General features: G+C 57.8%; 26 protein-coding genes. 14 read left to right on the top strand and 12 right to left on the bottom strand.

The genetic code is table 11. The annotated features are described in order from the left end of the window. Positions 1 to 8 precede the first annotated feature (8 nt). Positions 9 to 212 carry a cold-shock protein gene (locus AWB75_RS19375; protein ID WP_061125700.1) on the top strand — a complete coding sequence of 68 codons (204 nt, stop codon included), beginning with the start codon at positions 9 to 11 and terminating at the stop codon, positions 210 to 212. Between the two features lie 648 nt (positions 213 to 860). Here AWB75_RS19375 and AWB75_RS39460 read toward each other — a convergent pair. From AWB75_RS39460 to AWB75_RS19400, 5 genes are all read right to left on the bottom strand, one after another. Then, positions 861 to 1,229, bottom strand: a complete 369-nt coding sequence (locus AWB75_RS39460) for a response regulator (protein ID WP_061125701.1) — start codon at positions 1,227 to 1,229, stop codon at positions 861 to 863. Between the two features lie 261 nt (positions 1,230 to 1,490). Then, positions 1,491 to 2,003: a low affinity iron permease family protein gene (locus AWB75_RS19385; protein WP_061125750.1), complete on the bottom strand. Its 513-nt coding sequence runs from the start codon at positions 2,001 to 2,003 to the stop codon at positions 1,491 to 1,493. Between the two features lie 507 nt (positions 2,004 to 2,510). After that, positions 2,511 to 4,700, bottom strand: a complete 2,190-nt coding sequence (locus AWB75_RS19390; RefSeq protein ID WP_061125702.1) for a hybrid sensor histidine kinase/response regulator — start codon at positions 4,698 to 4,700, stop codon at positions 2,511 to 2,513. A gap of 738 nt (positions 4,701 to 5,438) precedes the next feature. Then, the gene (locus AWB75_RS19395) at positions 5,439 to 5,738 is read right to left on the bottom strand and encodes an antibiotic biosynthesis monooxygenase (RefSeq protein WP_061125703.1); all 300 of its coding nucleotides are present in this window, start codon (positions 5,736 to 5,738) and stop codon (positions 5,439 to 5,441) included. Between the two features lie 157 nt (positions 5,739 to 5,895). Further along, complete coding sequence (locus AWB75_RS19400) at positions 5,896 to 6,753, bottom strand: sugar phosphate isomerase/epimerase family protein (protein WP_061125704.1); 858 nt, start codon at positions 6,751 to 6,753, stop codon at positions 5,896 to 5,898. Positions 6,754 to 7,078: 325 nt separating this feature from the next. On the opposite strand from AWB75_RS19400, the gene AWB75_RS19405 reads away from it, so the two are divergent. From AWB75_RS19405 to AWB75_RS19425, 5 genes are all read left to right on the top strand, one after another. After that, the gene (locus tag AWB75_RS19405; protein WP_061125705.1) at positions 7,079 to 8,044 is read left to right on the top strand and encodes a sugar ABC transporter substrate-binding protein; all 966 of its coding nucleotides are present in this window, start codon (positions 7,079 to 7,081) and stop codon (positions 8,042 to 8,044) included. An 89-nt stretch (positions 8,045 to 8,133) separates the two neighbouring features. Beyond that, on the top strand, positions 8,134 to 9,255 hold the full coding sequence (locus tag AWB75_RS19410; RefSeq protein ID WP_061125706.1) for a Gfo/Idh/MocA family protein: 1,122 nt from the start codon (positions 8,134 to 8,136) through the stop codon (positions 9,253 to 9,255). A gap of 471 nt (positions 9,256 to 9,726) precedes the next feature. Then, positions 9,727 to 11,310 carry a sugar ABC transporter ATP-binding protein gene (locus tag AWB75_RS19415; RefSeq protein WP_061125707.1) on the top strand — a complete coding sequence of 528 codons (1,584 nt, stop codon included), beginning with the start codon at positions 9,727 to 9,729 and terminating at the stop codon, positions 11,308 to 11,310. Next, positions 11,303 to 12,313, top strand: a complete 1,011-nt coding sequence (locus tag AWB75_RS19420; protein ID WP_061125708.1) for an ABC transporter permease — start codon at positions 11,303 to 11,305, stop codon at positions 12,311 to 12,313. The genes AWB75_RS19415 and AWB75_RS19420 overlap by 8 nt, the downstream gene beginning before the upstream one ends. Before the next feature lie 14 nt (positions 12,314 to 12,327). After that, positions 12,328 to 13,308, top strand: a complete 981-nt coding sequence (locus tag AWB75_RS19425; protein WP_061125751.1) for an ABC transporter permease — start codon at positions 12,328 to 12,330, stop codon at positions 13,306 to 13,308. A 157-nt stretch (positions 13,309 to 13,465) separates the two neighbouring features. On the opposite strand, the gene AWB75_RS19430 is transcribed toward AWB75_RS19425, so the two are convergent. Beyond that, the gene (locus AWB75_RS19430) at positions 13,466 to 14,389 is read right to left on the bottom strand and encodes a LysR family transcriptional regulator (RefSeq protein WP_061125752.1); all 924 of its coding nucleotides are present in this window, start codon (positions 14,387 to 14,389) and stop codon (positions 13,466 to 13,468) included. A gap of 301 nt (positions 14,390 to 14,690) precedes the next feature. Between AWB75_RS19430 and AWB75_RS19435 the strand changes: the two genes are divergently transcribed. From AWB75_RS19435 to AWB75_RS19465, 8 genes are all read left to right on the top strand, one after another. Then, complete coding sequence (locus AWB75_RS19435; protein WP_061125709.1) at positions 14,691 to 15,572, top strand: intradiol ring-cleavage dioxygenase; 882 nt, start codon at positions 14,691 to 14,693, stop codon at positions 15,570 to 15,572. Beyond that, on the top strand, positions 15,569 to 15,919 hold the full coding sequence (locus AWB75_RS19440) for a Dabb family protein (RefSeq protein ID WP_061125710.1): 351 nt from the start codon (positions 15,569 to 15,571) through the stop codon (positions 15,917 to 15,919). Before AWB75_RS19435 ends, AWB75_RS19440 begins: the two co-directional genes overlap by 4 nt. Continuing rightward, entirely contained in the window at positions 15,906 to 16,982 is a 1,077-nt protein-coding gene (locus AWB75_RS19445) for a maleylacetate reductase (RefSeq protein ID WP_061125711.1), read from the top strand. Before AWB75_RS19440 ends, AWB75_RS19445 begins: the two co-directional genes overlap by 14 nt. A gap of 27 nt (positions 16,983 to 17,009) precedes the next feature. After that, positions 17,010 to 17,294 (top strand): YciI family protein, encoded by a 285-nt coding sequence (locus tag AWB75_RS19450; protein ID WP_061125712.1) that lies wholly within the window; start codon positions 17,010 to 17,012, stop codon positions 17,292 to 17,294. Between the two features lie 147 nt (positions 17,295 to 17,441). Beyond that, a complete protein-coding gene (locus AWB75_RS19455) occupies positions 17,442 to 18,245 on the top strand; it encodes an SDR family NAD(P)-dependent oxidoreductase (protein WP_061125713.1) in 804 nt (267 codons plus the stop codon). A 53-nt stretch (positions 18,246 to 18,298) separates the two neighbouring features. Next, entirely contained in the window at positions 18,299 to 18,595 is a 297-nt protein-coding gene (locus AWB75_RS37120; RefSeq protein WP_143746459.1) for a hypothetical protein, read from the top strand. Positions 18,596 to 18,660: 65 nt separating this feature from the next. After that, positions 18,661 to 19,653: an inositol 2-dehydrogenase gene (gene iolG, locus AWB75_RS19460; protein WP_061125714.1), complete on the top strand. Its 993-nt coding sequence runs from the start codon at positions 18,661 to 18,663 to the stop codon at positions 19,651 to 19,653. 98 nt (positions 19,654 to 19,751) lie between these two features. Then, on the top strand, positions 19,752 to 20,660 hold the full coding sequence (locus tag AWB75_RS19465) for a LysR family transcriptional regulator (protein WP_061125715.1): 909 nt from the start codon (positions 19,752 to 19,754) through the stop codon (positions 20,658 to 20,660). 245 nt (positions 20,661 to 20,905) lie between these two features. Here AWB75_RS19465 and AWB75_RS19470 read toward each other — a convergent pair whose 3' ends face one another. The 6 genes from AWB75_RS19470 to AWB75_RS19495 form a co-directional block, all read right to left on the bottom strand. Then, positions 20,906 to 21,259, bottom strand: coding sequence for a hypothetical protein (locus AWB75_RS19470; protein ID WP_061125753.1), 354 nt, complete (start codon positions 21,257 to 21,259; stop codon positions 20,906 to 20,908). Positions 21,260 to 21,413: 154 nt separating this feature from the next. Further along, entirely contained in the window at positions 21,414 to 22,238 is an 825-nt protein-coding gene (locus AWB75_RS19475) for an SIR2 family NAD-dependent protein deacylase (RefSeq protein WP_061125716.1), read from the bottom strand. 147 nt (positions 22,239 to 22,385) lie between these two features. Beyond that, positions 22,386 to 22,547 carry a hypothetical protein gene (locus AWB75_RS39465; protein ID WP_235012160.1) on the bottom strand — a complete coding sequence of 54 codons (162 nt, stop codon included), beginning with the start codon at positions 22,545 to 22,547 and terminating at the stop codon, positions 22,386 to 22,388. Positions 22,548 to 22,833: 286 nt separating this feature from the next. After that, positions 22,834 to 23,463, bottom strand: coding sequence for an RNA 2'-phosphotransferase (locus AWB75_RS19485; protein WP_061125718.1), 630 nt, complete (start codon positions 23,461 to 23,463; stop codon positions 22,834 to 22,836). Positions 23,464 to 23,642: 179 nt separating this feature from the next. Beyond that, on the bottom strand, positions 23,643 to 23,888 hold the full coding sequence (locus AWB75_RS19490; protein WP_061125719.1) for an excisionase family DNA-binding protein: 246 nt from the start codon (positions 23,886 to 23,888) through the stop codon (positions 23,643 to 23,645). 32 nt (positions 23,889 to 23,920) lie between these two features. Beyond that, the gene (locus AWB75_RS19495; protein ID WP_061125720.1) at positions 23,921 to 24,346 is read right to left on the bottom strand and encodes a putative phosphothreonine lyase domain-containing protein; all 426 of its coding nucleotides are present in this window, start codon (positions 24,344 to 24,346) and stop codon (positions 23,921 to 23,923) included. Between the last annotated feature and the right edge of the window lie 216 nt (positions 24,347 to 24,562).

The following is a 24,562-nucleotide window of genomic DNA, read 5'->3' on the forward strand; positions in this document are numbered from 1 at the left end:
GGATACAAATGGCAACCGGTACAGTGAAGTGGTTCAACGACGCGAAGGGATTCGGCTTTATCAGTCCAGATGACGGTGGCGAAGACTTGTTCGCTCACTTTTCGGAAATCAGAGGCGAGGGCTTCAAGTCTCTGCAGGACAACCAGAAGGTGACCTTCGACGTCAAGGAAGGTCCGAAGGGCAAGCAAGCCTCGAACATCAAACCTGCCTAACTGAGATTTCGGCGAAGCGACGGTCGTCCCGACGTCGCTGGCCGAATTGGAAGGACCAACATGAATCGCTCCCGGGTTTGCAAGGGTCCAATGAAGTCGGGAACGGGGTGCGCGGTCTCGAAATCGTGCAAGTCGACCTCCGTACACCAGAGCGCTAGCCGGCGTGTTTCTACCATTTCGTAGCAGCCTGAGCAATTGTTTCATGTTCACTATGGCGATTGGCGTTCCGCGCCTGAAAAACACTGATACGCGCGTCTGCTCAGGGCTCGGAGGAGCCGATGTCTCCGAGGTCGAAGAGTCAGCCGTTATTCTGGTCGAGCGGGGTCAAAACTAAGGGTGCCTTGGTTTTTGTGATTGAGTCGTTGTCGTTCCCGTGGTCCCATACGCTCGATGCTGCACATGAGACGGCAGAATTTCTGCAAGGCTGGCCGGCGGCGAGGACGTCGCGCTCGAATCAAGCGCTCGAGGCGGCTTTGCCGACATTACGCAACGAACGCGCGGACAGAAGCGCGGGCCTATAGTCGTTCAGAGATGTGGATTGAACTCAGAAACTGGAGGCAAGCGCGTTTCTTACGGTGCGGTATCTCGGCCCGTCGGCGCTACGTCACGGACAGTCCGCGAGCATGCGCCGCGTGGCGGGTAACGTAACTATTTGGGTCCAAGCCGAAAAGTCGGCAACTGCTCCGTAACTGCAATGAGCTGGTAAAAATCGACTGGCTTTGTTAAGAACGCATCCCAAACGGGCGGCGTGATGGCCGGCGGTTGGCCGCCCGAAATTAGGATTATCGGAACGCACGCGAATGCCGGGTAACACTTCAATCGCCTGCAAAGCTCGACGCCATCAAGCTGAGGCATCTCCATATCCGTGACGATTAAGTCCGGTAAATGCTTCGATAACTCATCGAGCGCTGTATTCCCGTTCTGAGCCACGAAGACCTGGTAGTCGTGGACCTCGAACACGAACCGCAGAGCCAGCAAAGAGTCAACGTCGTCGTCGACGAGAAGAACGGAGCGCATTTCAGTGATTCAGAGAGCGCAAGATACTGTTACCTCGTCGCAACGACCGTACCGGGTTCGCCAAACCCAGAACTCCGCAGCGAGCGCGGGTCCCCGTCGGCTCGAAACCGGTTCAGCCTTTGCTCAGGCGGTGGCTCACCGTCCGATGAACCGCGAAGTGCTCGTGGTTCAATCGGTTGACCCCTCGTTAAAGTCTGGCCGGCGTTTTGAAAACACTGAAGTCAAATGAGCGGGCTATTCGCTTTTTGTCCTGGAGCGGACTCACATATTCCCCGTCTGCAGTTCGGCGGGGGAACTTTCTTTTGACGTTGCGGCCGGCGCATCTTCGGTCTGTCTTGTGGACAATCGGAGGTACGCTGCTGCGAGTCGACGAAGTTCCTCTTCGGACGCAACTTCTATCCCGATGAGCTGATTACTTGCCGCACGGTGAGAAGACAGCAACTCATTCAGTTTCAAATGAAGCGCCACACTGTCTTTGTTCTGGCTCTGTTGAATCAGAAAGACCATCAAAAAGGTAACGACTGTGGTGCCGGTGTTGATGACAAGTTGCCAGCCATCTGAATAATGAAACATTGGCCCAGTCACCACCCATCCGACCACCGTCAAGACGGCGATACAAAAAGCGGCGGGCGACCCCGCCCATCGCGTGACGAGGCTGGCGAATTTGTCGAATGCGCGCGTCAAAGGGTGCCGGCTAGCATATGCCGGACTTGATGTATCCGGTACCGTGCTGAGTTCGTCCGTGGGGGAACTCAAGTAGTTGTCATGTTTCATCATCGACTCCGCCAGTATTTCGCTTGGACAAAACCGCAACAGGCGTGCCAGTTGGCATGCTGTAAGCTGAAGAACACCAACGAAAGAGGCGAGAGTGCATCTCGGCGATAGCAAGAACGATTTTCAAATGACAGATTGCGTGCCCAGTGTTGCTGTTTTGGGAGTGCTTTGACAGCGGTTGCAGGTCGCGACGGTTGGACTACCTTTGCTTCCATGGAACTGAGGGGCCGTATTCATAAGCCCGCTAGCATACGTAGGAGTGCATATGAAGCGCGCTATCGAGGCTGCTCCTACTCGTTGGAGAGCACGACTTCGGTCGCATGCTGACCGTGTAGTCCGCGGTTACCAAGGGGCGCAGCGCTGCTGAAGCCACATGTCCAAGCGGCGCTTTTCTCTGAACAGCTGCTTAATCGGCAATTCAGCCGGGCCAAGCATTGGAATGCTACACTCGACCAACGAAGGACAGCCGCGCATGATTCTTCCCCGTTCGAGTGGCCGCCGACATGGTTATCTGGTTGCGGAACTCACACTGTGCAATAGTGCCTGAAGGTCATCGATATTGAAGGGCTTGGATAGAATCGTTACGCCAGCGTTCTTCGCTCGTTCGAACTCGTCTGCGTAGCCAGTCATCAGCGCAATTGCTTGCATCGGCCACCTGCGCCGCACCTTTTCCGCGACATCGATTCCGTTGTTGATGCCAGGCATTTGTATGTCAGAGAGGATGAGGTCGAACGTTTCGCCGTCGTCCAAAACACCCAGGGCTGCATCACCCGTCAGCTCGTGCCGAGATTGCCAGCCAAACACCTCCAGTACGGCCGATAGCCCAGCGGCCACCTCCTCGTTGTCCTCGACCAGCAACACGGAGCCCTGCATTGATTCCGTGGAGGCTGGCGTTTGCGCGGGCGCCGCTGTCGTCATAACGTCGGGCTCGCCCAATCCGCGCGGAAGGAAAAGAGAAACAGTGGTGCCTTCACCTTCCACGGTTTCGACGCGGGCGGTTCCGCCCGCTTGCTCACACATTGCCATGACCTGTGCAAGCCCAAGACCGGTACCTGCATTAGCAGCTTTCGTTGTGAATAGCGGCTCGAATGCACGTTGCGCGACGGAGTGCGGCATGCCGACACCAGTGTCGGAGCAAGCCACAACGACGTACTCGCCTGGCGTCAAACTTCCCTTTGCCGATTCGAAAATGATGTTCTCACAGCGAATCGAAAACTCACCACCGTTGGGCATCGCATCCTTGGCATTGACGGCGAGATTTATCAATGCTGACTGCAGTTCGGTCGGGTCGACGTACGTCGGCCAGACTTCGGCCGGCGACGTGATGCGCAAGCGGACGCGCTCGCTGAGCGACATCTGAATGAGGGATGCTTCTTGCTCCAACCAGTCGCGGACATCAATCAATTCCTCGTGCAGCGGCTGCTTGCGAGCGACACTGAGTAGCCGCCTTGCCAAAACCTCCGCCGTCGCGGATGCTCGCTCGACGGCGACGACTTCCTTCTCCAACCCATTAAAGTTCTTTCGGCGTGCCAACTCCATATTGGCTTTGACGACCATGAGCAGATTATTGAAGTCATGCGCTACATTCGCGACCAGATTGCCAAGCGCGCCCATGCGCCTCATCTGTCGACTGGTGGTTTCTGCCGATACACGCATTCCAAACTCAGCTTTCCAACGCTCCCACGCCGTTCGTTCACGTTTAAGACGGTTCAAGCTGAACAGGACCAGAATCCAAATGCCGACGCATGGTACCAACGTTGCAATGGCGATGAAACCGTCGTGCCTCAGCCACCGGTAAGTCACCGTAGAGACGGGGATGCCAGCGGTCACGTAAAGTGGATATGAACCGACCTGCCGGTAGACCAAGAGTTTCTCGACGCCGTCGAGCGCCGAGAACACCTTGAGCCGTCCGCCCTCCCGGTTGACTCGCACGGCTTCCAGGAGGGGTTGACTGCTCCCTGGTGCTCTTCGCGCCCTTGGGGCGGGAGTTCGAACGAGCGTGGTGCCGTTGCTTCGAAAAAGCCCGATTGTCAAAGCCCTGTCGTGCGTAGTGAGGCCCCAGTAGAACGACTCGAAATAGTCGCGCCGAAGCGAGACGATGATGACGCCCAGCATGTGTCCACTCCCGTCGAACCTGGGGAGGGTTACATTGAAAACGTCGGCTGCCGGGTCGGAGATTTGTTCGGGCCGGGAAATGGGTTGGGGGGTGTCACCGTCGCGCCGTTTAAGCGACAGTACAGCGCGGTCGCCAATCGATTGAAGTCCGACGGGGAACACGCTGCTGCTAGCCAGCAAATTCCCTTTGCGCCCGAAAATCGCGATGGACGCAACAGAGGGCAATCGCCCCGCAGTGTCCACCAAAAAGTTGTGAATGGCCAACTGTCGAGCGCGGATTTGCGTGTCGTCGTCTTCGCCGAGAAGCGCCAACACTCGTAGCGACATCTCCTGCGTGACGTCCAGGACCTTTACCGCATGCTCCTCGGCGACCCTTGCCAAGCGGTCAATTCCCTCAGACGAATCAGAAACGCGCGTCTGATAGCCGAAGTAGCCATACGCGGCCAGAAACAGCACCGGCGTTACGACGGAGGCAACGAATGCCGCGATGAGCATGCGTCGAGTCGAGCCGAAATCGCGCGGCGGGACAGGAACATCCAATGCCGAGTTTTCTGAAGCGGGCGGTTCGGGATTGGTAATCATAGGACTGCATGGCGATTCGCGAACGCGCAGTCTATTCAGATGTATGTTCGCCGTCAAACCCGCATGTCGGCCAGCCGCTCGAGCGCGGGAGTCCAAGGGATATGAAAGGGAGCGGGCAACCGTTCGGGGACGTCTGTTTGTAGCCGAAAGCGAAGACCGACACCATTTCGACTTTCGCGAAGCCCCTGTTACACAACCCAGGTTCGGCTCTTTCGGAAAATCATCGAGCACACGTCGGTCTGTCATTTCCCGTGTCGACGCTCATCTTCGCGCCGTTCATCGGCGGTCTGCTGAAACTTTTTTTGCAGGCAAACCTCCCGAGCCCGTGGTCAGTTTTCCGCGTGCGCACTTCCAATGCGAAATCATCATCCCTGCTGCGCGGTATACATAGTGCTGCACGCTCCACGGCGCAGCCGCGCGACTGGTCGGACATCAACGGCAGCGGTCGCGGGACAACCGGTACTGTGGGATAGCCTTGAGACACTGGACAGGGTGGCGAAGTTAGCGCCCTGAGGCGAACGGCTGACGGGCGACGCTGGCTCCGAGGGGCATCTCATGATGCTTTGGAACGTGTCTGAAGGCCTCGCTCAGGATAAGGCGGGGCTCAACTTCACCAAGGGGCATTCACAAAACCAAGAGATGTACGCTGGAGAGAATGCGCAACCTAGGAAGATGAAACCAGGGGCCTATGAGGAGGGCGGGGCTGCGGCGCGACGTTTTACCGTGAAAACTGAAGAGCTAGTTTTGCACCACGATGGGCGCCAGAAAACGAACTTCCTTTCCAGCGATAAAGTTTTTCGTTTCATCGTCGTAGATGGCTCGGTATGGTTTCTGAGGCTGCTCGCTGAGCCACTCTTCTTGGGTGCCGTTCCACACCTCGAATAAGACCAATCCGTCTGCGTCCGCGGCGTCTTCGCTGAGCACGGCGCTCACGAAAGTCGGCTCCTCCGCCATCGTCTTCATGAGTTCAGCAAGACGCGGTACGAACAGCGCCTTAGTTGCAGGGAACAGCCTGAAGCGCACGTAGAGAGATAGCATGGGACTGTCCTAGTATTGCTGTTTCGGCAGATTATCAGACGACCGCGCATCTCCAGTGAGGAGTGTCTTACGGGTGACCCGCGCGTCGAAGTCTCAAAAGCGAGCGACCGCAAGCATTTATCCGCGGCCGCTTGGCTGCTTTTTCCAAACCTCGTTCTCAATTCTCGAACTGCTGAATCGTCGCGTTATACGCGCGTGTGGCCATCTCTTCGAGCGGGAGCTTACGCTCGACTTCGGACAGGATTTCAACGCCCCACGGGCCGTTCCAGCCGGTGGCTTGAATCGCTTTGATGAAGCCCTTGACGTCGAGGACGCCTTCGCCAGGCAGGCGACGCTTGTGGCAGGTATCCATCCAAAGGGGTTCGATGGCGTAGCGGTCGGCGTCATCAAGCTCAATGCCTTTGATGAACTCAGGCTTTATGGTGGCGATTTCTTTAAAGTCGATGTTCCCGCGGCTCAGATGCCAGATGTCGAGCAACAGACCAGCGTTGGCCTTGTTCGCCCCTTCGACGATGGCCTTGCCCGTTTCAATCGTGCGGACGTTGCTGAACGGCATGATTTCGAGCATGACCTGCGTGCCGCGCTTCTCGGCGTCTTCTGCCAACTTGCCAAATTCTTCAACCATGAGCGGGACGTCCGCGGTGTCATCGCCGATGCCGGGACCAACCTTCACGATACGCGCGCGGAGTTCCTCGGCGGCTTTCAGGTAGTAGTAGCGCTGGCTATCGGAAGTGCGGCGACGCTCGCCCGTTTGATACCAGTCCACCAGGAACTCGAACTCGACATGCTTCATTCCGTTGGCTTCGAGGATGCGGCGCATTTCCGGAAAGCCAATCTTGTCGGCGGTGGCATAGATGTCCGAGTGAATCAGGCCGATGCCGTCCCAACCGGCCTTTGCCGCAGCTTCGACTCGGTCTTTAAAGCTGAAGGGGCTGATTTCGGTCGGACCGAACGGATAGACATCGCCTGAGAGCGTGAAATAGGCGGCGACGAGTTCGACTTTGGACTTGGACATGTGAGACCTCTTGAAAGTGACGACAGCGGTGTGATGGCGGTCGTAGGGAATCGATGCCCTGAACTATCACGTAGAAGTCGCAGCAGATAAACATCCCTGGAATCGTCTTTCCGTAGAGTTAAAGTACACAGTCGCAAATTTCCAGCGCAGTTCCCGCCTCGGGGACCGCCGCGTCGGACATCACCCCGATGCCGTCACCATTTTTCCAGTGAGAGGAAATAACTTTTCGTTCTGTTGCATTTCTCTTTCGGATACCAAGCCTTACTGTGCCTCCACCAAAACATGAAAACCCGGCTCCACCACATGGGCCTTTTGGAGACACAGCATGAACTTCCGCAAATCCATCATCTCCTGTTTCGCTCTCGCTGCCATCGCAAGCGCGCTTGGTACCAGCGCCCATGCGGCCGACCAGCCCCGTGTTGCGTTGCTCATGCCGACGCAGAGCGTTGAATACTGGGCGCTTTATGCGAAGGGCTTCGAAAAGGAGGCGGCTGCTCAGGGCCTCAAACTCGACGTGAAGGTAAGCAACTACGACGCAAACGAACAAGCCACTGTGGTCGACCAGACGCTTGCCCAGAAGCCCGATGTCATCGTTCTCATCCCTGTGGACTCGAGCGCCATGGTCCCGTCGATTCGCAAGATTGACCAAGCCAAGATTCCGTTGGTCGTCTCGAACTCGATGCCCGACCAGAAGTATTCCAGGTACTGGAAGGTCTTCACGGGCCCCAACGACATCAGCAATGGCGAAGTCGCCGCGAAGACCATGATTCAGGGCTTCAAGGAAAAGGGCTATGGCGACAAAGGCAAGGTCATCGTCATCAACGGACCTATGGGTACACCGCCTCAAGTTCAGCGCTATCAAGGCTTCGTGGACGGCCTTAAGAAGAATGCGCCTGGAATCGAAGTCGTCGGCTCGCAACCGGCGGACTGGGACGCTGTGAAAGCAGAGGCCGCAGCGTCGGCGCTCTTCACTCAATTCAAGGACGTGAAAGGCGTCTACACGGAAAACGATTCGCAACTTCGCGGCGTTGTGACTGCCGCACAGCGCCTTGGACTCGACCCGTCGAAGCTTGTAATTGTCGGCCACGGCTGCGACTCCGGTGCGGTGGAAGCCATCGCTGCTGGAAAGGCATACGCCACGGTCGAGCAGTCCCCGTTCGACGACGGTGCTTACGCTGCGCGGGCGGCCAAAGACCTCGCGGCGGGCAAGGCGCCGCAAGCCATCCAGTATTTGCCGAATCCTGCTGCGACCAAGGCGACGCTCAACGTCTGCTACTCGCAGAAAAAGTAACGCACGCTGCAGGGTTGACCGTCGCACACGCGCCGGGACGTTTTTCGCGACCCTTCGGGGTCGCTTTCGTTTGACGAACGGAGACAACGATGAGACGAGAGATTGGCGTAGCTGTAATTGGCACTGGCTTCATGGGGAAGGCGCACGCACTGGCATACCAAGCCGTGCCAAACGCCTTTCCGAACTCGCTGAGGCCGCGAATGGTGGTAGTGGCCGATGTCAGCGAGGTAGATGCTCAGCAAGCGGCAAAGCACTTCGGATTCGAGCGAGCCACGACCGACTGGCGCACGTTGCTGGACGACCCGAGCGTTCAGGTTGTCTCAATCACGACGCCATGTAGCCTACATCGGGAAATGGCGCTCGCGGCCATCTCCGCCGGCAAGCACGTACATTGCGAAAAGCCAATTGCTCCGTCTGCCGCCGACGCCTTCGAGATGATGAACGCTGCTGAGGCTTCGAAGGTCGTTACACAGGTTGGCTACAACTACATCAAAAACCCTGTGCTCAAGTTGGCGCGGGAAATGATTGCATCAGGTGAACTGGGTGAAATCACGAGCTTTCGAGGCGTTCACGCTGAAGACTACATGGCCGACCCGGATATTACATATGGATGGCGAGTCGACCCTCAGAACGGAGCCGGCGCGCTGGCTGAAATCGGTAACCATATCGTCGGCATGTCTCGATTCCTTCTCGGGTCCGTCACCCAGGTCAACGCGCAGCTTGAGACCGTCAACAAAACACGACCGGTAGCGCCGGGGTCGTCCGAGCGGCGCGAAGTCAAAGTCGACGACATCGCGCGATTGATGGTGACGTTTGAGCGGGGATGCTCAGGGTCTATCGAAGCAAATTGGGCGGCGACGGGCCGCAAGATGCAGCTCGAGTTCGAGGTCTACGGAACGAAAGGCGCCCTGTGTTTTTCACAAGCGCGCTTCAATGAGCTCCAGTATTTCAGGGCCGGGGGCGACCCGCGGACGTCGGGGTTCACTCGTATCGAAGCGGGCCCGGCACATCCTCCGTACGAAAACTTCACCGTGGCCGGCGGCCACCAGCTTGGCTTCAATGATTTGAAGACCATTGAGATGGCGGAGTTCATCGCAGCTATCGAGCACGGCGCGCCGACGTTCCCGGATTTCCGCGAGGCTTGGGAAATCCAACGCATCGTCGACGCGGCGATTCGCTCGTCGGCGCAGGGGCAACGAATCACTCTCTAAGGATGGCCGCAGCCTCATGCCACGCGCGTTAGTCGGGCATCACGCGCCGACTTCCGCGCGTGCTTTTTTGGTGGCTATGGACAGCACAGATATTTCCTTCCACCGAAAATATCATTTCGCTGCAGCGCATTTTTCTTTTCCAGGCGAACTAATAATCTGTGTCTCAACAATAACGAAGCCGCTGACGCGAGTTTCTGCTGGAGACGACATGCATTCCTGCGCACGCAGCGATTCTCTGCGAATTCCTCTCCTCAAAGACCACCGACAGCAGCGTCGCTGATACCGCAGCGCCTCCTGGCTCGTTCTGAGCCTTGGCAAGCACAGCTGCCCAGCATCGACGCAGGACATCGTTATTAAAGATGAATGCCGTCACCCACACGCGGTCAGCTATGCGCAGGAGGTGGGCGACAGTGACAGGCATCAGCCCGTGACAGCGGATGACGGAAGAGTGTCCGCGTTTGGAGGAAGACAATGCTGCAAGACGCGAATTCCGGCGCCGAGCCGGCAGCTGCTCAGAGTCTGCTCTGCGCTCGCAATCTCACAAAACATTATGGTGGCGTCAAGGCACTGACAGGCGTCAGCCTCGAATTGGCACCTGGTGAGATTCATGCGCTGTGCGGAGAGAACGGGGCAGGAAAAAGCACGTTCATCAAGATTCTCGGTGGCCTCGTGCAGCCTGACGACGGCGAAATCACCGTCGATGGCCACAATCTGAAACTTGGGAGTCGCACCGACCCCCGACTTATTTCCATCGTCCACCAAGAGCTCGCAATTGTCCCGACGCTCTCGGTGCTCGACAACATTCTTCTCGGTGGCGCCGGCCAGAGTGAAATCTACCGACGCAGTCAGTATCGCGACTCCGTCCGCGAGCATCTCGACTCGGTAGGGTTGTCACACGTCAGGCTCGACGCCCCGGCGTCCCGACTAAGCCTTGCCGAATGCCAGCTCGTAGAAATCGCACGAGGCATGTCACGGCAGGCGAAGGTGCTTCTGCTCGATGAGCCGACTGCTACGTTATCGGACGCGGAGATTGTTCGAGTCTTTGACGTCGCGCGCAAGTTGCGCGACCAAGGCACCGCAATGATATTTGTGAGCCACCGGCTCGATGAGGTCTTTGCGCTGACGGACCGGGTGACAGTTTTCCGCAATGGCCAGCACGTCCTGACGCAACGTACCTCCGACATGACGACCGCTGAAGTGGTCAAGGCGATGATTGGGCGCGAACTTGTGCATCGCAAGGTCAAGCCGCCCGAGAGTCGCGCTGATGTCGCGCCGCGACTGTCGGTGTCCAACCTGACGGTTTCAGATAAGGTCAAAGACCTGTCGGTCGATGTAGCACCTGGTGAAATCCTCGCGGTCGTCGGTCAGCTTGGTTCTGGAGCCGAAGTCCTTATCGAGGCACTCGCCGGCCTCCGCGGTAACATCTCCAACTCAGTCAAGGTCGACGGACAGCCCATCACGCTCGACAGCATCCGCGGTTCCCTGAATGCAGGCATCGCGTACGTTGCCGAAGACCGGGCTGATAAGGGTGTGTTTCTTGACGCGCCGATTGCTATCAACATCACGGCCTCCGTCATGGCGAAGTTCAGCAAGGCCGGAATCATGCGGCGTGCCGGTGAGCAAGAGGAGGCTCGACGTCTTGCGTCAATGTTCGCCATCGACCCGAAGCGGCTTCCTCATGAAGTGTCGACGCTCAGCGGCGGCAACCAGCAGAAGGTGTCGCTCGCGAAAGCCGTCGCGCTCGCGCCTCGCCTGTTGCTGTTGAACGAGCCTACCCGAGGCGTTGACATCGGCGCCCGCGCGGAAATCTATTCGACGCTTCGCAAGATGGCAGACGACGGCTTGGCGATTGTCTTCTACTCGACTGACCTCGAAGAAATTCTGGAACTCGCTGATACCGTTCTCACGGTCTTCCGTGGTCGGATGGTCCGCCATAAACCCCGATTCGAAATCGATGGTGACACGCTGCTCCACGACATCGTCGCTGGTGACAGCGACGCGTCTCACGGACATGTCTCTTTCCGAAACCAACCTGCGGAGGTGGGTAATGCATAAGACCGCTCTGGAGCCCACTCCACAAGTGTCGCCAACTGCGTTGCGACGGTGGGCATCGGCACTCTTTGGAACGACGAGCATTCATGCCGCGTCGATTCGAATCGCGACGCTCGTCCTCATCGTCGTCGCAGCCGCCATCGTGCCGCACTTTACGGAGTTCGGAAACCTGCAGTCGCTGATGTATTCGGTAGCGGCAGTTGGTATCGGCGCTATCGGTATGGCGCTCGTCACCCTCAGCGGCAATCTGTTCATGCTGTCGATGGGTGCGACGGCGGCGGTCTCGACCGTCATGTTCGCCGCGCTCATTCACTTGGGCTTGGGAGCGACGCTGCTGCTCGTCGTGTTGAGCGGCCTGCTGATGGGTGCCGTTCAGGGCGGAGTCATCGCTCTAGGGAAAGCGAACCCCATCATCACGACGATTGCCACCTCGTCAATCATTATCGGCGCAGGTGTCATCTACACCGGCGGCCTGACGGTCATCGGTAAGGGCGACGCCACCTGGCTTGGTCAAGGCAAGCTGTTTGGCTGGCTGCCGACTCAAATCCTGGTGCTGGCTATTTTTGCTGCAGTCGCGAGTTTCATTCTCCAGAAATCGCGCATTGGACGTGAAATCCGCTTGCTCGGAATGCGAGCCGAAGTTGCGCGGATTGCCGGACTTCGGACGATGGCCGCGACGCTCGTTTGTTACGCATTCGCTGGCGCAGCAGCTGCACTCGCCGGCTCCTTGATTGCCTCGTCGTCGGCTCAAGGCAATTTGACGTATGGCATCGACCTCGACTTCAACGCGATTGCCGCCGTGCTAGTCGGTGGCGTTTCGATTCGAGGTGGTCGTGGACAGATTTCGGATGCAGTCACTGGCGCCATCTTTCTCGCGGTCATCAGCAACATTCTGTTGGTCAGCGGCGTGAGCTACGAGTACCAACTGGTCGTAAAAGGCATCGTGGTTCTCGCAGCGGTGGTGTTCGGCGCGTTGCTCGCCCGGCTCGGCCCGGGATGGAAATAACAGGAGACTCGGAAATGGACCAATCTCAACGACTTCTCAATCTCGCGATTCGGCTCGTCCTGCTCGTCGGCATGCCGGTTCTCTTCGGCCTTAGCGTCAATCATTACTTTTCGCAGGCCAACTTGTACGCGATTTTTCAGGCATTCGCGTTCCTTGGCATCATCGCCCTCGGTCTTTCGGTCACGATGGTCGCTGGCGAATTCGACCTTAGCGTAGCGGCAATTTCGACGGTGGCCGGGCTCATCACCGTGAAGTTCGGCGGCGATAGTGCTTTGCTCGGCATCCTGTACGCGGTTATCTTCGGGGTGGTCGTCGGCGTTGCGAATGCAGCCTTGTTGCCATGGCTAGGCGTCTCGTCGTTGGTCACGACTGTCGGCTCGATGATGTTCCTGACCGGCGTCGGGTACTGGCTCGCAGGCGGTCGCGTCTTGAGCTACGGCAATCTCGACGTCAGCGACTTTCTTGACCAAAGCGTCGCAGGAATCTTCTCGCCGCGAAGCCTCATCACAATCGCCTGTTTTGTCGTGGTTTCGCTGTTCCTCCGCTTTACCACGCTCGGTCGGGACATTTACGCATCCGGCGGTCATCGAAAGGCGGCGATTCAGAGCGGTGCACGGGTTGGGAAGGCTCTGACGGTTGGCTTTGTCATATCCGGTGGACTGTCGGCTCTGGGCGGAGGCTTGCTCTCGCTGAGCCTCGCGACCGCCTCCGCGACGATGGGTAGCAACATCCTGCTCCAAGCGGCCTCGGCAGCTATCGTCGGTGGAGTGGCGCTGGGCGGCGGTATCGGTTCACCACTCGGTGTCGCAATGGGCGTCCTGATTCTCACCATCCTGAACAACGGGCTAGGCTTGTTGAATGCGACGTCCACTCAAATTCTTCTCGTGAACGGGCTGTTGCTCCTCATCGTGGTTCTGCTCGACGGGCGCCTGGGTGCGGTTTTGGCGTCACCGCTCGAACGGTTCGCTCGCAGAAAGGCACCCGCGCCCGTTTGAGTTCTGAGGGCATTGACGCAATCCGACGTGCTTTTGAAGAGCGCGTCGGCATTTCGTCGTTCTGCGGCCGGTGTACCACGACCGTACGGACCGTCGCTGCGCGACGAGGCTCAATTCGAGAGTCTCGATGATGCCTGTTCTCGAGAGCTCGAATGAGCTAAGTCGCGAAAGTCATCCAGCGCTCCTCAAGTTTGAGGCTCTGCACGCGCTCAATCAGGAACTCGGTGAACACTCGAATTTTCGCGGGTTGATACCGCCGGCTTTGGTACGCCAGATTGATGGTTAGCCGTGGCAACTGCCAGTCCTCGAGCACCGGGATAAGACGCCCGGACACGATGTCATCGTGAATGATGTAGAGAGGTTGAACGACAATGCCCAGACCTGCTCGCCCTGCCGCGACGATGACCTGACCTTCGTTTGAGTCTAGGGCGCTCTTAATCGAGATATTGGATTCTTCCTTGCCTCTACGCAGGTGGAGAAGATAGGGGTCGACGGCGAGGTTGTAGACGAGCATGTTGTGCTGTTCAAGGTCCTCGGGAGTCTGAGGGCGCCCGTGTGTCGCGAGGTAGGCAGGCGATGCTGCCATGACTCGTCTCGTTTCGGCCAAGCGTCGAATCGTGATGCCCGAATCTTCTTCATGCTCTTTTGTACGTATGGCGATGTCTATCCCAGCCTCGATGAAGTTTTGGTATTGATTCGCCGCGACAATTTGAACTGACAGATTGGGATAGCGCCGGACGAACTCAGGAAGCGCGGGAGCGATATGCATCATTGCGAATGAGACGGAACCGGTCACCCGGAGCACGCCTTTGGGACTGACCGCTTCTTCAGAAGCAATCGAGTCAGCTTCGGCCAACTCCGAAATCACGGCTGTGCATCTTCGGTGGTACTCGCGGCCAGCGTCAGTCAGCCACATGCGCCGTGTCGTCCGCTCGATGAGCCTCGCACCGAGACGCTCCTCGAGAGAGCTAAGCGTGCGGCTTGCAGCGGCATTGGACATGTCGAGTTGTTCTGCGGCCTTCGACAGGCTGCCCAAGTCTGCGGTAAGCACAAAGAGTTGCAGTTGCGTCCAGCGGTCCATCGTCTCCCTCATCCGGTTCCACTGGAAGAATCAAGTGCGATTCTTCCAGCTCGTTCAGGCCAAATATGCCGAAGACGACGGGATAGATAAACCGACTGAAATTCGTCGATTTGTAGAGGCGATTTCTACAATTGGAGTCGAAACCAACGAATGGCGGGCTTCGATAGTTCAAGCTCACACGCATGCGAGCCTACTTTTCCTTCGAGAGGAAATGTCATTTCACTTCCGGGCATTTTTTTTACTCGGGCGACCCTTTACCTTTCGTTCTTAGACGCCTGAGCGCACAACGGAGACACGCACGATGCGCAACATCAACGAAGACACCATCACACAAGCCGTTATTGCCTCATTCGTGAATTGCGAGAACGCGAGACTGAGGACTGTGATGACGAGCCTGGTTCAACACCTCCATGCTTTTGCCCGCGACGTTCATCTCACCGAGGACGAGTGGTTCAAGGCAATCAAGTTTATGACGGAGGTCGGTCATATCACTGACGACAAGCGACAGGAGTTCATCCTCTTGTCCGATACGTTGGGACTCTCGATGCTTGTCATGTCCCAAAACAATCGCAAGCCTGCGAACTGCACGGAAGCGACCGTCTTCGGGCCTTTCTTCGTCGAGGGCGCTCCGCTCTACAGTAACGGCGACGACATCTCGAACGGAGCGAAAGGCGCGCCCTGCTATGTTAGCGGCCAGGTGCGTGGCGCGGGTGGTGAAGCCATCGGAAACGCGCTTCTCGATGTTTGGCAATCGGACGAAGACGGCTTCTATGACGTGCAGAACCAAGATGAAGCTGGCAATGTCGTCCATAGCGCGCGAGGCAGATTGAGAACGAACGCGGAAGGTTTCTTCAACTTTCGTTCGATTCTGGCTGAGGCGTATCCCATTCCTCATGATGGGCCCGTCGGCCGCATGCTGTCGGCCGTTGGCCGCCATCCTTGGCGCCCCGCGCATCTGCATTTCATGATTGAAGCGCCCGGCTACGAGACGCTCATCACTCACGTGTTCCGGGACGGTGACCAGTACCTCGATTCGGACGTTGTATTCGGTGTGCGCTCATCGCTTATCTCAGAATGGAAGCGACACGAGCCGGGCATCGCCCCCGATGGCCGAGAAATTCCCGTCCCGTGGTATTCGCTCGAATATGACTTCGTGCTCAATCCGTCGGAGGTGCATGCATGATTCGGCATATCGTCATGTGGCGAGTTCGAGGTGACACACCGACCGAGCGCCTGGCCGCTTCGAACCGTGTGAAAACAAGCTTCGAAGGATTGCGAGGTCGGATTCCAGGAATGAGTCATCTCGAAGTCGGGCTCGACCACAGCCGGGTCGACTATTCGTGCGACGCGGTTCTCGTTACCGAATTCGACTCACAGGAAGCCTTGGAGGCGTACGCGTCACATCCTGAGCACCTGCGCGTGCGCAACGAACTCGGTGACCTGCGCACCGCGCGATTCCAGGTTGATTATCAGGCAAACGCTGGTGCCGGCACCGAGCGCAAAGCGGAGGTTCTTCATGCAAAAGCGTGAGTTCGTATATCAAGCGCGGGCCGGACGGGTCGTGTTTGGCCCTGGCAGCCTGCAGCACCTTGAGCGAGAAGTGCTCGAGTTGAAGTCGGAGAGGGCTCTCATTCTGTGCAGCCCGGAACAGAAGGGAACCGGCGAAGCCGTGGCGGCTCGCCTCGGCGCACGGGCCGCAGGAGTATTCGACCAGGCGGTCATGCACGTGCCGCTGGAGTTGGCGAAGGAAGCTCGTGCGCTGGCTCGTGAACTGAAGGCAGATTGTGCAATCGCTGTTGGTGGCGGCTCGACTATTGGGCTGGGTAAGGCAATCGCGCTAGAGTCGGACCTCCCAATCCTTGCGGTGCCGACAACTTACGCCGGCAGTGAGATGACGCCCATCTATGGCATCACTGACGCCGGCTTGAAGAAAACCGGTACTGACCTGCGGGTTTTACCGAAGACCGTGATTTACGATGCCGACCTGACGATGTCACTCCCAGTCGCGCTGTCGGTCACCAGTGGAATCAACGCAATCGCACATGCAGCGGAAGCGTTGTATTCCCGCGAGGCAAATCCCGTGACCAGCTTGATGGCAGAAGAAGGCATCGCCGCTCTTGCCCATGCGTTGCCAGCAATCGTGGCCGACTCGCAAAACGTTGAGGCTCGCGCCGACGCGCAATATGGTGCCTGGCTCTGCGGAACAGTATTGGGCAGCGTTGGCATGGCCCTTCATCACAAGTTGTGTCACACGCTCGGCGGCAGCTTCAATCTTCCTCACGCACCGACGCACACTATCGTCCTGCCACACGCGCTCGCGTACAACCGACACGCTGCACCGGAAGCGATGCAACGCATCGCACGCGCGCTGGGTTCGGATGACGCCGCGACCGGTGTCTACGAACTCGCGAAACGCTGCGGCGCACCGCTCGCGCTCAAAGATGTAGGCATGGCAGCTGATGACGTGTCGAAGGCCGCAGACATTGCCAGCTCAAACCCGTATTGGAATCCGCGTCCGATTGAGCGCGACGCGCTTCTCGAGCTCTTGCAGAATGCGTTTGACGGCGTTGCACCGAGTGCGGCATCGGCCTGAGCCAAGAACCGGAGCAAGGAGACAACAATGAATTTCACCGTCTATTGCCTCGACCATCCGAATATGGTCGAACGTCGCCTCGAAAATTACGATGCCCACAAGGCCTATCTGCAGACAGCGCCGGTGAAGACGCTCATCTCTGGCCCGCTGACGAGGTCGGATGGTCAAACCATGATTGGCAGCTTCTTTCTCTACGAAGCCGATGGCATCGAAGAAATCCAAAAGTTTGTCGACTCAGACCCGTTCAATAAAGCGGGAATCTGGGCGACGGTCGACATCAGGCCTTTCATCAAGCGGGTAGACAACCGCTAGGGCCATTGCTTCATTGCTGGTGAAAGATGCTCCTCGCAATCTTCGAGGAGCGGGAAACGCTCGCCTTTATGCAAAGGCTGTCGGGTGACTAACCTCTCCGATTCAGTAAGCGTGGGCGCCGACATACAACATTAGAACGGAGACATCATGCAGACCGGACTTGACGGGAAGATTGTGCTCATCACGGGCGCTGCGCAGGGCATCGGACGAGCTACAGCACTTGGATTTGCGCGCGAAGGCGCACGGCTTTGCCTCATCGACATCGACGGCAACGCGGTGAAAGAAGCCGAGTCCGAGCTCCGAGCGCTTGGCACGAATGTGACGATTGCACAGGCGGACCTGTCGACAGCAGAAGGAGTCAAAGGTGGTATCGATACAGCTCTGGCGTCCTACAACGGTCAGGTGGACATTCTCGTGAACAACGTCGGCGCCGGTAAGGTCCGCACGTTCGACGAACTTTCGGATGAGGAATGGGATTTCACGATGAATCTCAACTTCATGAGCTACGTGCGGACCTGTCGCTACTTGCTGCCCGTGCTGCGAAACCGTGAGAAGGCGGTCATCATCAACAACGCGTCGGACCTTGCACGGCAGCCCGAACCTGTACCGATTGATTATTCCGCGTCCAAGGCTGCGGTGCTTGCCCTAACGAAAGGTCTTGCCCGCGCCGAAGCGCCGAAGATTCGCGTGAACGCTGTCGCACCGGGACCGGTCTGGACGCCATTTTGGACGAAGGAAGGCGGCTTCGCTGACACCATGGGCAAGTTCCACGGTATGGCGCCCAAGGATGCGGTCGAGCATGAACTGTCCTTGCGTCACTTGCCACTCAACCGTCTCGGGCAGCCGGACGAAGTGGCCAACGTCATTGTGTTCATGGCCTCGGACCTCGCGTCGTTCGTCACTTCTGCGGTATGGGGAGTAGACGGCGGCAGTATCCGCAGCCTCATTTAACTAGGCCGGTTGCCGAACGGCATCCACGGATGAACCGCCCAAAGGACCAGCGCATGTCTGCTCATGACCGCTTCCTTGCTTCTAACGTATCGTCCAAAGAGCGAGCCTTTCTCGTTGAAGCATTGGAGTTATTGATGCGCGAGCGCTCGAATGCGCTACGCATTGCGACAGCTGTGGCCGCAGCGCGCGGCGACCCGATTCCCGATGTTCAGGACTTCGGACTCGACGACATCTTGCGTCTAAGCCGACAACTCGCTGATGGCGCCGGTACTGACCCACGCGAGAGTTGGTTGGAAGCACAGGCACCGGTGAAGAAACGGGGAAATACAAGTCGACGACGGACGTCCTAGACTTCTGAAAGCAAGTTTGAACAGTCGGCGCACGTTGATGCGTCGACGAATAATTGGAGACTCGAATGTTGCGAATTGCCGTTCTCGGTGCTGGACGCATCGGAAAAATCCACGCCGCTAATGTTGCTGCCGACCGTCGAGTGAAACTCGTCGCCGTTGCAGACCCGTACAAGGAGGCCGTCGAGGCGCTCGCCGCCGACCTCGGTTGCGATGCTTCCCTTGATTGCAAGTCAGTCGTGGACCGCGAGGACGTCGATGCGGTTATTGTCGGAACGCCGACGGACACTCATATCGACCTGACACTGCAAGCGGTCCGCCTCGGCAAGCCCGTGTTCTGCGAGAAGCCCATCGACCTTGATATTGACCGCGCACTGGCGGCCGTGGAGGAAATCGAGCGCCTCAATGGCCGCGTGATGCTTGCATTCAATCGTCGATTTGACCCGGACGCAATGCGGCTAAAGCAGGCAATAGATGAAGGGGAAGTCGGTGACGTTCGCCAGGTGATTATCACCAGCCGCGACCCCGGGCTTGCTCCACGCGAGTACCTCTGTCATTCGGGCGGCATTTTCCGTGACATGACTATCCACGATTTCGATACAGCTCGTTGGCTGCTCGGCGAGGACCCGGTCGAGGTGATGGCAATGGGTAGCCGTCTGGTCGACCCGGGCCTTGAAGAGCTTCCGGACTACGACAGTGTGATGGTGTTGCTTCGGACGGCTTCTGGCAAGCAGTGCCATATCAACGGTTCGCGTCAGGCTGTGTATGGCTTCGACCAACGTGTCGAAGTCTTCGGTTCAAAGGGGATGCTGTTGAACGAAAACCATCGGCCGTCAAGCCTTCGCCGGTGGACGAGCGAAAGGACGGAGGCGCGTGAGCCGCTCTTGAACTTCTTCCTTGAGCGACATGCGGACTCGTATAAGGTCGAACTCGACCGCTTTCTGACGGCACTCGAACGGAACGCACCGATGCCGGCAACACCCAGGGACGGTATCCGCGCGCTGCGTATTGCGAACGCGGCCATCGAGGCAGTCAATTCAGGGTGCACGGTCAAAATCTGACAATCCGACCGCCTTGTATGGTCTCTGGGACACTCCGGGTTGACAATAAGCGGCTTACTCCCCTATATGAGGAATAAAACTCCTCAGTGGGGCTCGTCATGGCGCAGGTCGACAGTTTCAGCGGCATTGTTATCTTCGTCACGGCGGCACGCTCGCGCAGTTTCACGGACGCTGCCGAACAACTTGGGCTGACAAAGTCCGCTGTTGGAAAAGCGATTGCGAAGCTGGAGGAGCGCCTGGGCGCTCAGCTCTTCCATCGCACAACGCGCAGCATCTCCCTCACAGCCGATGGCGAGGCCTACTTCGCCGCGTGCGCCTCTGCGCTCGACGAAATTTCCGCGGCAGAAACTGCGCTCGGACCGGAGCTTCATCGTCCTGTCGGCCGCCTGCGCATCGACATGCCAGCAGCATTTGGGCGCCGCATACTCGTTCCCATCTTGCTGGACATCGCGCGGGAAAATCCCGACCTGCAGTTCACGATGACGTTTTCCGACCATCTCATCGACCCGATTGAGGAAGGCGTCGACCTTGTTATCCGATTCGGGGAGCTCGAAAGCTCGAGTGGTCTGGTTGCCCGTCGTCTGACTAGCCAACGGATGGTGATTGCGGCATCGCCCGCGTATCTTGCCCAGCGCGGCACTCCGAGCACACTCGGAGATTTGAAGAAGCAATCTTGCATTCTCGGCTACCGCCGTGGCCAGCCGCTCTCGTGGCGAGTAAACGTCAATGGCGTGTCCACTCGGATTTCGCCCCCAGCAACCCATCAAGTCAGCGACGGCGACTCGATTGTCGAAGCGGCTCTCGCCGGTTTGGGGCTTTGCCAGATGCCGATGTCACTCCTGCGGCCTCACCTAGAGTCGGGCATGTTGTTGTCAGTTCTCGATGACATATCGACTGAATTGATAGGCGTGCACGCTGTCTGGCCGAAGGTTGCTCATCTACGACCTAAGGTGCGACACGTGGTCGACACTTTAGTGGCACTCGGCGAACAAGGCGGACTGAACTGAACTGTAGAAGGCGACGAAAATGCTGCGCGGCGACAAACAGGCTTCCTAGAACCAGCCACACCGCATGTGCGTCTGCTCTCCAGTCTCGCGCGTGCAAAGAACGTGACCATCACATCCTTTGCTACGCTGAGCCGTGACAGCTTGACACACAAGAGCGTGTCGGCCGGCACGGCGTTGCTCTGGCTATGTGTTGAGCGCTTCCAGGCATCAGGTCATGCGGTGCGCTCTCATGCATTAGCCAACCGCTATTCGTCGCCCTCAGGCAGCAGCAGTTGCCGCGTGCGCTTGATGACCCAAGCCACCTCAAGCTGCGAAAAATCCCATTCCCCGGCGTCGACCTTCAACCTCATTCCCTTTTCGGCCCGGTTCAGCGCGACGTCACGCGTCAATCCAGACGTCGCAATCTTCCGCAATGCGTATTCGGATAGCTGAGCCGCCAAGTCTTCGCAGGCGTCGTAGCGCACCCACAGTTCCTCGTCGGTTAGAGCGCTTAGATAGCGACCGTCGACTTCGCGAACCAAGAGCTTTGGTTGAACCCCGGTTACCCCACCTGGGTCGGGCTCTCTCGGAAAATCGGCGGGAACTTGTCGGTCCGTCATTTCGTCCTCGATAGCTGTGGCGACTGCCGATTCGGTGTGACCATCGGACAGGCCTCGCATGTTATTGCCCCGCGCGTGAATTCGCTCTGCGGAGCGCGAACACATTGCTGCCGAGGTGTACCCGCACTATGGGGTTGGATGTGATTTGCAAAAGTCACAAGTGGGCGTCAAGCATTTTGAGCGTCGCAGCGGCGGAGCCTCCTAAGCCGACTCCATGCGACGGATTCGTGTTCGACTCACGAAGGTTGATTCGAATGAGCCTCTGTGCCGAGAATCGTTCGCTGAAACGTCGTACCGTCGGCAAGGCTTTCCCGGCACCAACTTCGACGACAACAAGCTTTGACACGGAAGAAATCCAGGCTGCAAGTCGCTGCTGCTGTTTCTCATAGGGAAGGCCGACCCACCCCCAGTCGCCAAACATTAGGATATTCGGACGCGCGAGAGCGCCACAACGAGGGCAACGGGGCATCGGGCTCTCCAACTCGGAGGTTGTTTCATTTACGAGCGGATGAAAATCTGTCGCCGACCAAGTATCGTGCGTACAGGTCACCAGACATTGGAGTGCGTGAATCGACCCATGGCATTCGTGCACACGGTGTTCTGGGAATCCGGCCTTTTGGAACTGTCCATCGACGTTGCTCGTGAACACGAACGCGCCATGACTCATGCGGTCAGCCCATCGGCGCAGTATCGCAAAGCCGTCGTGTGGAACAGTCTCGCGGTACAACTTTAGGCGGTGTCCGTAAAAGCCCCACGCAAGCTTCGGTTGCTCCGCAAACCGAACGGGGTTCGCCATGTCCTCGAACGAAAGGTCTTGATGCTGAAGCGCGGGGTACGCTCGCCAGAAACCTTCCTGACCGCGGAAATCAGGAAGGCCCGAGTCGACGCCCATACCAGCGCCAGCTGTGATGAGCAGACCGTCGGCTTCTCGCAGCCAGGCGACAGCTTTCTCCCGCTTTTCGTCGTGCGAATCAAGCACTTCTATGCTCCCATTACAATGCGACGACTACCGATGGGCTGAAACGCAGATGCATCAATCTAACGCGCCGCGGAAGCGACGTGTGCGGCAGCTTGCCTTGCAATCGTCCTCATCGTCGAAACCGCCGACGAAATTTGGCCTCGCTGATTACGCGCGGTGTCGTCGCCACGCTTTCATGTCCTCGATGGTCACCCCTTCGACCGGGAATTCCACGGCTCCTGCCAACTCCAGAATCGACTTCGATTTTGCTCGTACCAGGACGTTGCCATCGGGCATGACATGCCACACCCGCCGCGTGCCCGGCTTCATGCCTAACGCTTTCCTGACCTCGGCAGGCACCGTGGTACTGCCTCTGGTTGTAAGCCGCGATTCAGCCATGTAACTTCCCCTTCGATGTTCGGGTAGCCTACCGGCAAAAGCAATCTCCGTGAGTGCTACTCTGACACGCGCTAGTGCATTCAGGCGATATTCAGATAGGTCGCGCTCGCGATGATTTGAATGCATCGCCGCCGGTTGGCGTACAGCTTCGACGTGGTTTGATGTTGCTGGTCGTCCCAAAACGCGCACTTCAGCACGAACTGGCGACAACGCGCCTTCATGAGCTTGGCCCCCGTTCGTCGGACGTCCACTTTGACAGGTATGCCGTCGGCACAGCAGGAGTAAGCCAAACTCCGTTATCCGACCGCGCGAAAGAGTACCCGTCAGCGTGCATCCGCGCTGCGTCCACCACCAATACCAGTGGTTGGCCGTGGCGAGCTCCTACGCGCGTCGCTGTGTTGACGTCCGTGCTCAGATGGACAGCGTGCCGGGTCCGAGGCGTCAATCCGTCAGCCGCGATACTCTCCCAGTTGCTCCACGCGGTGCCATGATAAAGGACAGCCGGCGGCTCCATATCGGCATATCCGAGGTCCACGCCTATCGAGTGACCCTGTGCCGCTCGTATCCGCAGGCCATCCTGAGATAACGAAAACCGCTGCTTATCGTTTGTGGCCACGACCGCGAGGATGAGTTCTCTGGTCACTGTCGGCAATGTCCTCAGTCGCTTCGATGCGTTCGCATTGCGCGCAGTACGTTCTATCGCGCGTATCAGTTCATCGACAGACGCCCAGCCCTGACGGTCGAGGCGTATGCCGACCATCTCGGGCTCATGGCGCAAAATCTTCGAGAGAAGTCTGCTAACCGCGGCGTGGCCGGCCGCAACGCGTGAATCGGAGTTCGTGTTCATGTGACTATACTTCCGCCGGAATGTCCCGAACTTGCAGCGAAGCCAAGCTTTGAATCCTTAGCCAACTGGTTGCCCCGAATAGTTTTGTTATGACAGCATGAGGCAGAAAATTTAGTTCAACGTTGCCCCGGTTCCGCATGCCACCGTCTGTGCTTCGCTGGGAATACCGTAGTGCCCCATTACTCTTCGTCGGTTGTTGAAGCTTGGTAGGCTTTTGCCGCAGCATCCAGGTGCGCCTGATAAGCTAGCACTGATGCCGTCGTCAGGAACCGGTTGTTCCGAGTTGTGTGGTGTAGCTTCAGTTTTCCTTGCTCAAGCAGCTTCACGACATGTGGACGGGAAACGAATAGGAGCTTCGCGGCTTCGGCGGTGGACATGAAATCGTCGGCGTCAGGCGGCGGTGAAATTTTCACGCTTGTCGCCATTGTGGCTCTCCAGTTAGATTGCGCGGCTCAGACTATGCACGTAGGTACCACTCGCCAGCGCCGTAAATCCTATTCCGTGTATCAATGTCACGCTTGTAGCCGAGCTCCTTCACGAAGCCCAGCGACCGAAGCACGTCGCGGGCACGCATGATGTCGCTCCTGTCGGCCCAGTCATGCGTGTAGACACAGATGACGTGCCCATTGTGACCGATGCTGCGCAGAGCGGTGGACACCTTGGCACACATCAGCTGGTTGTTCTCGATAGCGCCGCTGATTTTGCTCCACGTCCCGTCCACCTCAGTGGGGCTCGCAAAGATGCACCATTTCCCAGATAAATCTGTCGAGACAAAGTCGCTGTAGTCCGCGGATTTCTTGTAGTGCCAGTTGCAACTCAAGTCCTCAGAAGGCTTGTCCGATTTTCGGAACAATCTCTCTTCCACACTAATCCCTTCCTTCATGGAGGCCTCCTCGCGCCGGGCGCTTTCATGTCAATCCGCTTTCTTGAGCCTCGCGCGGCATCGTTCCAACTCCTTACTGAGCGAATCTATTTGCGCTTGCATCCCGACCGCTCGTTTGAGTAGCTGTCCAACTCCATACCAGTACGCATATCCTAAGTCCACGCCCTCCAGACCTAGTTCGTGGAACTTGCGAAGAGCAATGTCGAGGTCGAGATG

The organism is Caballeronia catudaia (genome assembly GCF_001544755.2).
Taxonomy (GTDB): Bacteria; Pseudomonadota; Gammaproteobacteria; order Burkholderiales; family Burkholderiaceae; genus Caballeronia; species Caballeronia catudaia.

What these genes read in the sequence shown, in the direction of transcription:
- AWB75_RS19375 (WP_061125700.1), top strand. Translation starts at nt 9, where the DNA reads ATGGCAACCGGTACAGTGAAGTGGTTCAACGACGCGAAGGGATTCGGC.
- AWB75_RS39460 (WP_061125701.1), bottom strand. Translation starts at nt 1,229, where the DNA reads ATGCGCTCCGTTCTTCTCGTCGACGACGACGTTGACTCTTTGCTGGCT.
- AWB75_RS19385 (WP_061125750.1), bottom strand. Translation starts at nt 2,003, where the DNA reads ATGAAACATGACAACTACTTGAGTTCCCCCACGGACGAACTCAGCACG.
- AWB75_RS19390 (WP_061125702.1), bottom strand. Translation starts at nt 4,700, where the DNA reads ATGATTACCAATCCCGAACCGCCCGCTTCAGAAAACTCGGCATTGGAT.
- AWB75_RS19395 (WP_061125703.1), bottom strand. Translation starts at nt 5,738, where the DNA reads ATGCTATCTCTCTACGTGCGCTTCAGGCTGTTCCCTGCAACTAAGGCG.
- AWB75_RS19400 (WP_061125704.1), bottom strand. Translation starts at nt 6,753, where the DNA reads ATGTCCAAGTCCAAAGTCGAACTCGTCGCCGCCTATTTCACGCTCTCA.
- AWB75_RS19405 (WP_061125705.1), top strand. Translation starts at nt 7,079, where the DNA reads ATGAACTTCCGCAAATCCATCATCTCCTGTTTCGCTCTCGCTGCCATC.
- AWB75_RS19410 (WP_061125706.1), top strand. Translation starts at nt 8,134, where the DNA reads ATGAGACGAGAGATTGGCGTAGCTGTAATTGGCACTGGCTTCATGGGG.
- AWB75_RS19415 (WP_061125707.1), top strand. Translation starts at nt 9,727, where the DNA reads ATGCTGCAAGACGCGAATTCCGGCGCCGAGCCGGCAGCTGCTCAGAGT.
- AWB75_RS19420 (WP_061125708.1), top strand. Translation starts at nt 11,303, where the DNA reads ATGCATAAGACCGCTCTGGAGCCCACTCCACAAGTGTCGCCAACTGCG.
- AWB75_RS19425 (WP_061125751.1), top strand. Translation starts at nt 12,328, where the DNA reads ATGGACCAATCTCAACGACTTCTCAATCTCGCGATTCGGCTCGTCCTG.
- AWB75_RS19430 (WP_061125752.1), bottom strand. Translation starts at nt 14,389, where the DNA reads ATGGACCGCTGGACGCAACTGCAACTCTTTGTGCTTACCGCAGACTTG.
- AWB75_RS19435 (WP_061125709.1), top strand. Translation starts at nt 14,691, where the DNA reads ATGCGCAACATCAACGAAGACACCATCACACAAGCCGTTATTGCCTCA.
- AWB75_RS19440 (WP_061125710.1), top strand. Translation starts at nt 15,569, where the DNA reads ATGATTCGGCATATCGTCATGTGGCGAGTTCGAGGTGACACACCGACC.
- AWB75_RS19445 (WP_061125711.1), top strand. Translation starts at nt 15,906, where the DNA reads ATGCAAAAGCGTGAGTTCGTATATCAAGCGCGGGCCGGACGGGTCGTG.
- AWB75_RS19450 (WP_061125712.1), top strand. Translation starts at nt 17,010, where the DNA reads ATGAATTTCACCGTCTATTGCCTCGACCATCCGAATATGGTCGAACGT.
- AWB75_RS19455 (WP_061125713.1), top strand. Translation starts at nt 17,442, where the DNA reads ATGCAGACCGGACTTGACGGGAAGATTGTGCTCATCACGGGCGCTGCG.
- AWB75_RS37120 (WP_143746459.1), top strand. Translation starts at nt 18,299, where the DNA reads ATGTCTGCTCATGACCGCTTCCTTGCTTCTAACGTATCGTCCAAAGAG.
- iolG (WP_061125714.1), top strand. Translation starts at nt 18,661, where the DNA reads ATGTTGCGAATTGCCGTTCTCGGTGCTGGACGCATCGGAAAAATCCAC.
- AWB75_RS19465 (WP_061125715.1), top strand. Translation starts at nt 19,752, where the DNA reads ATGGCGCAGGTCGACAGTTTCAGCGGCATTGTTATCTTCGTCACGGCG.
- AWB75_RS19470 (WP_061125753.1), bottom strand. Translation starts at nt 21,259, where the DNA reads ATGACGGACCGACAAGTTCCCGCCGATTTTCCGAGAGAGCCCGACCCA.
- AWB75_RS39465 (WP_235012160.1), bottom strand. Translation starts at nt 22,547, where the DNA reads ATGAAGCCGGGCACGCGGCGGGTGTGGCATGTCATGCCCGATGGCAAC.
- AWB75_RS19485 (WP_061125718.1), bottom strand. Translation starts at nt 23,463, where the DNA reads ATGAACACGAACTCCGATTCACGCGTTGCGGCCGGCCACGCCGCGGTT.
- AWB75_RS19490 (WP_061125719.1), bottom strand. Translation starts at nt 23,888, where the DNA reads ATGGCGACAAGCGTGAAAATTTCACCGCCGCCTGACGCCGACGATTTC.
- AWB75_RS19495 (WP_061125720.1), bottom strand. Translation starts at nt 24,346, where the DNA reads ATGAAGGAAGGGATTAGTGTGGAAGAGAGATTGTTCCGAAAATCGGAC.